This window comes from Robertmurraya korlensis (assembly GCF_023715225.1).
Taxonomy (GTDB): Bacteria; Bacillota; Bacilli; order Bacillales; family Cytobacillaceae; genus Robertmurraya_A.
The window spans coordinates 1-608 of the sequence record NZ_JAMBNS010000052.1 but is presented as its reverse complement, the minus strand read 5'-3'; the positions used below and the strand labels follow the sequence as shown (position 1 = coordinate 608).

At 39.0% G+C, this 608-nt stretch carries 1 protein-coding gene; it reads left to right on the top strand.

Annotation, left to right across the window (positions count from 1 at the left end; all coding sequences use genetic code 11):
* Positions 1 to 597, top strand: a 597-nt coding sequence (locus tag M3175_RS24070) for a surface lipoprotein assembly modifier (RefSeq protein ID WP_251524540.1), incomplete at its 5' end; no start/stop codon positions are given.
* Positions 598 to 608: the final 11 nt, after the last annotated feature.

The window sequence follows — 608 nt, the reverse complement described above, 5'->3', positions numbered from 1 at the left end:
CGCTATAAGGACATTCACCAATCATGGGGTGTTATTCCGCTGTTTGAACAAAACTGGTTAGGTGGCGATCGATATAACCAAAACTATGGTGCTACCCTTGAATATAATCGTCAGCTTAATCAACAATGGCAACTTTCAGGCAATGTTGGGCATATTCAAAAACGCTATCAAGATAGCAGTATCGCCGATCGTTATGATGGTCATAGCAACAGTATTGCTGGGCTTGTATTGTATCAACCAAAGCCAAATTGGCTGGTGTACGGCGGTGCAGATTATATGCGCGATGACTTATCTGATGAAGCAGAGTCTTCGAACCGAAAAGGTATTCGATTAGGCGGCGTGTATTCTGGCGAACAACTCGTATGGCGTAGCAGTATTCGCTATGCCAAGCGAGACTTTTGGGCGGATAACTTTTGGTATGATAAAAAACGCCATGATGACGAATATCAGTTCAATGCCAGCTTGTCGCATAAAAAATTACAATGGCATGGATTTAAACCAAAGTTAAACTATAGCTATCAAAAAATTGCGAGTAATTTAGATTTATATGATCGCCAAAATAATAATTGGTTTATCTCTTTTGATAAGAGTTTTTAATTAAATAAGTA